Genomic DNA, 6,242 nt, shown 5'->3' on the forward strand with positions numbered 1-6,242 from the left:
AAAAAGCCTTTCCGTTCACGGAAAGGCCTCGTATAATCTTGCAATTTAGCTCAAGTTAAAACACTACAACACCTTTCCCGTTTTTCAGGAAACAACAACACATCATCATATTGTTACCGGTGTTCTTCATAATGGGTGCAATATATGTAATTTTTATTTATTCTAAATAATAAATATGAAAAAAATCATGTTTTTCACTTCTTTGTTAAGAAAACCGACTATTTCTGTAGCTATCCTTTATACCGAAGCCACTTAATCAGTTCTTTAATATTTACCTTTTTACCATACATCAGCAAACCAATGCGGTAAATTTTGGCAGCTGCCATAATGCATACAATGGTTGTAAGCACCAATAGGCCCATCGAAAGTAACAGTTCCCAAACAGGTATTTCGTAAGGAACACGCGCCATCATAGCCACCGGTGAGGTGAACGGAATTATGGAACACCAAAATGCCAGCGGGCCTTCCGGGTTTTTTGCAATGGGAAACAGCAGCATGATCGAAAGGATTAATGGGAAAGTTACCGGGAATACCATTTGCTGCGAATCTTCGTCGTTGTCGACAGCGGCACCTACAGCACCCAATAAAGCACTGTACAATAAATAACCTGCAAGGAAATAGAACACAAACGCGAACAAAATAAGCGGCAAATTCAGGTTGCCAATCATCTCCATAACCTCCTTGACCTGGTTCGGTTGTGCGGCCTGCATGGCTGCCGGGTTCATTTGCCCCTGCGATTCCATAATGCTTTGTCCCATTTGCTGTGCCGTTTCGGGCGTGAAAAAGAAACTCTGTACCACTACCAGTCCAATGCCTCCTAAAACAAGCCAGATGGCAACCTGTGTGAGGCCAACCAAAGCGGTTCCGATAATTTTGCCGGCCATCAGCTGGCTGGGTTTTACCGATGAGATGATCACCTCTATAATGCGGCTTTTCTTTTCTTCCATTACACTTCGCATAACCATGGCGCCGTACATAAACACAAAGAAATAAATGAGAAGCCCCATGGCATAACTGGCAATAAAAGCCACTACTGATGAGCTTTTTTTGGTTTCGCCCGATTGCGATACCTTAAGCGTACTCAGGTTTACACTGGTTCGTGTTTTGCTCAGGCGCTCTTCCAGATCGGGGATGCCCGATTCTTCAATTACTTTTTGGCGTTTATCATTTTCGATAAAACGGCTGAGTTTGCGCTCAATTTGTTCGGTCAATTCAAACGGCAACTGTTTCTCGGAGAAAAGTTGCGCCTGGTTATTCGAATAAATATCTGATGGAATAAACAGAAGGCCGTAGTAACCACTGCCTTTGAGGTTGGTTTTTAATGTTTCATATTCTTCTTTGGGGATAAAATGGTAGCTCGTTGTGCCTTCCTCGCTGAATTCGCCAAGAAATAAATTGGTGGCATCGTATACCGCGATGGTGCGTTCTTCGGTATCGTCTTTTATCGAGAAATAGATGACCAGTCCGTAAACGCCGGCAATTAAAAACGGCATCAGGATGGTTAATATGATGAACGATTTCTTTTTTACCCGTTTCAGGTATTCTTGTTTTAATATTAGCAATGTGTTGTTCATGACGGTTTGTTTAGTTTTTGTTCGACTCTTCAACGGCTTTAATAAATACATCGTTCATACTCGGAATAAGCTCTTCAAATGCCAGAATTTCGGCTGCCGGCATAATGGACGACAACAATTCGTTATTCGATTTTCCGTTCATGTATTGCACTTTCAAGGTGTTTGCCTTATCCGACTCATCGTGACTGATGATTTTGTAATCGGTGCCCAAAGCCAAATCGATTTCTCTGAACTCGCCCCTGTATTTTATGTCGAAAATGTTGGTTTTGTATTTCATACGAATCTCGTCGGTTGGTCCGTCTTCAATCTTTTTCGATTTGTTGATCAGCGCAATGTGGTCGCACAGTTCTTCAACCGATCCCATGTTGTGGGTGGAGAAGATTATGGTGGCACCTTCTGCTTTCAGGTTAAGAATTTCCTTTTTCAGCAGATTGGCATTTATCGGGTCGAAACCGCTAAAAGGCTCATCAAATATCAACAGTTTGGGCTGATGAACAACAGTGGTGATAAACTGCACTTTTTGCTGCATTCCTTTCGAAAGCTCTTCAACTTTTTTGTTCCACCAGGGCATGATATCAAATTTCTCGAACCACTTTTTCAGGTTGTTCGACGCATCACGATACGACATGCCTTTTAGCTGAGCCAGGTAAATTGCCTGCTCGCCAATCTTCATTTTTTTGTACAGTCCGCGTTCCTCGGGCAGGTAGCCAATGTGGGAGATATCTGTCCGGTTCATCTTTCTTCCGTTCAGAAATATCTCACCGCTGTCGGGAGCGGTAATCTGGTTAATAATGCGGATGAGAGTGGTTTTGCCCGCGCCGTTGGGGCCAAGCAAACCAAAAATACTTTGTTCTTTCACCGAAATGCTAACATCGGTTAGTGCCTGTGTGCTGGCAAAAACCTTGTTTACATTGCGCGCTTCGAATAATTCCATATTGTTTTTATTGAATAGTAAGATTTAACCCTTGCAAATTACGGGTTTGGTTTTAAATAATAAATAAAGGCATAAAAAAACCGGTTTCCCAAAGAAAACCGGTGAATCAAACTATTCTTTACATGAATGTCTATTTTTCAGGGTCGATTACTTCCGGTTCGTCAAAATCAGCGTCGTTGTTTGCTGAAACTTCGGCTTCTCCGGTAACCGATTCCTCGGTTTTAGCATCGCCTTTTAAATAGTTGGGAAGTTCCATTCCTGCCGATTTAAAAATATCGTTGAGAGGAGGGATGGAGCCAAGCATTCCTTGCATAAAGTTAGCCGTCGATGTTTTACCGTCTTTGCCGTTTCCGGTTTCCCAAACAGTAACTTTGTCAATTTTAATGTTCTTAATGGCTTCAACCTGGGTTGCAACTAATTCCGGTAATTTATCAGCAATCATCATTAGTACTGCTTTTTGTGCATCGTTTCCGGCGGCTTTCACCAGTTGTTCGAAACCTTCGGCTTGTTTGCTCAGGATTTCAAAGATACCTTTACCTTCCGCAGCCATCTTCATATAAATGGCATCGGCTTCACCTTTTGCAATTCTGCGCGTTTGTTCAGCCACTGCTTCTGCTTCAATCTGAACTTTTTCTTTATCAATCTCGGCAGGAATTACAATGTTGGCAATTTGGGTAGCTTTGTCCCTTTCGGCACGAACTTGTTCTGCCAGTTTTTCGGCTGCATAGGCTTCTTCCAATGCTTTTGCATCAGTTACCTTTTCGGCAGCTACGGCCCGTCGGTTTGCCTCAGCCTCTTTTTCTCGTCTGTCGGCATCTGAATTTGCAATCGTAACTTTTGCAATGTTTTCCCCTTCAACAGCCGTTGCATCAGCACTTGCAACTTGTACACGCTGGTCTTGCAGAGCTTCTGCCTGGCCGATCTCTCCATCGCGGTTTTTCTCGGCCACGCTCTTTTTAGCATCGTTGATCGCTTTTGCTGCAGCTTCTTTACCAAGAGCTTCAATATATCCTGATTCATCGTTGATGTCGGTAACATTCACGTTGATCAGTTTCAACCCAATTTTCTTGAGTTCTGCCTCAACATTCGATGACACAGCCGCAAGAAATTTGTCGCGGTTGCTGTTAATTTCCTCAATGTCCATTGTGGCAACAACCAAACGCAACTGACCAAAAATAATGTCTTTTGCAAGGTTACTGATCGACTCCTGTGTAAGTCCTAGCAGTCGTTCAGCGGCATTGTTCATAATGTTTGGTTCGGTAGAAATACCCACTGTAAAACGAGAGGGCACGTCAACACGGATGTTTTGTTTACTTAGCGCATTTTTAAGATTGATTTCAATAGAAATTGGTGTTAAATCCAGAAACGCATAAGAGTGAATAATCGGCCAGATAAAGGCTGCACCACCGTGAATACACTTGGCAGAGCGGCTTTCGCTGTTTGCTCCTTTGCCAACTTTACCATAAACAACCAAAATACGGTCGGAAGGACAACGTTTGTAACGTCGCATCATTGCTACGATGATGATGAATACAAAAAGAGCAGCAATGCTTAGAAGAATAACAAAATAATCGTTCATAAAATTTAATTAAAAGGGTTATTAATTGCCTTGTTTTTGAACAAGGAGAATATGATCATCAATTACATTTAGTACCTGAACTATTGAAGAAGTAGGGATAGTTTCTTCATCATCGGTAATGGCATCGAGTGTACGCATCGATCCCTGAACATTAAGTTGAACTTTACCCATTCCTCCTCGTTTGGCCGGAATTACCAGGTAAACTTCACCTAACTTTCCAATGGCATTTCCCATACGTAGTGTTCCGTTTTCAGCCAGTTTCGACATGAAATAGAACAGTGATGCCATTAGAAACATCATTGTAAGGCCACATAAGGTTGAGAAAAGGATCACCTGTCCGGGGGGTAATCCCATACTGATAAAGCCAATGCCCGACCAGCCGAATACGGTAAAAAAAGCAACAATGTTTTTTAATGAAATGAATTGGAATGGAATTGAATCGCCAGCTATGTCACCGTCAACATCCGTGTCCACATCAACGTCTGCATCGGCATCTCCGCCGAAGATGGTTAAAACTAGTAGCAGCAGAAAAAAAACGGTAGCCGGAATGGCAATGATCCAGAAAGCTTGTTCGAATACGCTGATTTCCGACCAATTAGGGAGAATTGAATTTAGTAACATGGGAATAATTATTGGTTTTCTGTTCTAAAAGTAAACATAAACTCAATTATTCCAAGTTAATATTTTGGGACTGGAGGATTTTTATAGGCAAAACGACGATTTCTAAATGTGATCGTTTCCTGGAACGCTTATTCTGCTTATTATCGCCTGTCGATCTTGTTTCTGCATGTTATTCCCATTTTACTGCCCTGTTGGTTCTCTTTTGCGGTGTATTAATGTTGCAATCTGACCTTTTATGACGCATTTACAACAGATCGCTAAGTTAAAGTGACCTAATTATATACAGCTTTTCCTTTATTTACTGTTTTACAGACCCTGTTTTGTGTTAGCGAAGCCTATTTCCAGAATAAGAAAAGTTTATGCATATTATTCAAAATATATTTCATGTAACGAAATAAACCAGGAAATGAATTCCAAAAGCATTTAGCATGCGTAAGGGCATTTGGAAAACAATGCATGACTTATTCGCAGACACAGAATACAAAAGGAAACCGATAATAAGGTCAAATTCGATTTCTTTGTCTCTTAAAGTTGTTATTGTAAGGTCAGAATTGCTAACAGTATTATATTCCGACCTCAGTTAAAGGGCAGAATTCTTCCTTAAACCAAAGGAAAAGGCCATGAATTGGGCAGCGGTAATTCGAGGGAGGCCTTAAGCTACCCGCGATACAGGCATTTTAGAAATGGTGCTGAATACTTTCTTCCATATAAGGGTGATTTTTCGGAACCAGACTGGCTTTGGTGAGTGTTGTGCCAACTACCCACGAAAATAATCCGGCATAACCCAGGAAAGTACCGATCTCGAGCAAGCCAAACTTAGCTTCGTGAACTGTTGCCGGCCAGATGATGTAGTAAAGTTCGGTGTATTGTCCGATAATCAGAAGCAGGATAACCGGGATCATAAACAATTTGCTCCTTGAGCTTTTGCGTGGCATCAGCACCAAAAACGGGATTGCCCAGTTGATAACGATATTGGCAAAGAAAAGGATCTTGTACGCACCATGCCAGCGGTGCACAAACCACGAAGTTTCTTCCGGTATGTTACCATACCAGATTAACATGAATTCGGCAAAATTGAAGTAACCCCAAACAATACTCGACATAAAAATATAGCGGGTAAAATCGTGCAGGTGACTGTGGTTGAGCAGCGGGAATTTACCTTGTTTCGACAGTATAATTACAATCAGTGCAATTATTGATGAGGCGTGCAGAACTCCGGCCATAAAACTTTTTCCGGCAAACATAGTGCTGAACCAGTGGGGCTCGAGCGACATCAACATATCAACCGAAAACAGGCTGAATGAAAAGGCCAGCACAAAAATGAAAATCTTGGAATAGAACTCCGATTTCTCGAAATACTGCATGCCGCCAACTTCATCTTCTTTTAGCGATAATTTGCGTAATACTTTCGACAAAATGATCCACGCAGCAAAAAACACAACTACCCGCGCAAAAAAGAACGGCACATTCAGGTAGGGCGATTTGTGCTGCAAAATATGATCGTGCGAAACAACCTCGTGGTGGGTCCACTCAA

At 41.9% G+C, this 6,242-nt stretch carries 5 protein-coding genes; all 5 read right to left on the reverse strand.

The window, feature by feature from the left end; all coding sequences use genetic code 11:
• Positions 1–230 precede the first annotated feature (230 nt).
• Positions 231–1,574: an ABC transporter permease gene (locus ABZB17_RS05310; RefSeq protein WP_372648432.1), complete on the reverse strand. Its 1,344-nt coding sequence runs from the start codon at positions 1,572–1,574 to the stop codon at positions 231–233.
• 10 nt (positions 1,575–1,584) lie between these two features.
• The gene (locus ABZB17_RS05315) at positions 1,585–2,508 is read right to left on the reverse strand and encodes an ABC transporter ATP-binding protein (RefSeq protein ID WP_045031793.1); all 924 of its coding nucleotides are present in this window, start codon (positions 2,506–2,508) and stop codon (positions 1,585–1,587) included.
• Between the two features lie 130 nt (positions 2,509–2,638).
• Positions 2,639–4,087 carry a flotillin family protein gene (locus tag ABZB17_RS05320; protein WP_372648433.1) on the reverse strand — a complete coding sequence of 483 codons (1,449 nt, stop codon included), beginning with the start codon at positions 4,085–4,087 and terminating at the stop codon, positions 2,639–2,641.
• 21 nt (positions 4,088–4,108) lie between these two features.
• Entirely contained in the window at positions 4,109–4,708 is a 600-nt protein-coding gene (locus tag ABZB17_RS05325; protein WP_303921004.1) for a hypothetical protein, read from the reverse strand.
• Positions 4,709–5,385: 677 nt separating this feature from the next.
• The coding region (locus tag ABZB17_RS05330) for a hypothetical protein (protein WP_372648434.1) at positions 5,386–6,242 on the reverse strand (857 nt) is incomplete at its 5' end.

This window comes from Draconibacterium sp. (assembly GCF_041583095.1).
In the GTDB taxonomy this organism is placed as follows: Bacteria; Bacteroidota; Bacteroidia; order Bacteroidales; family Prolixibacteraceae; genus Draconibacterium.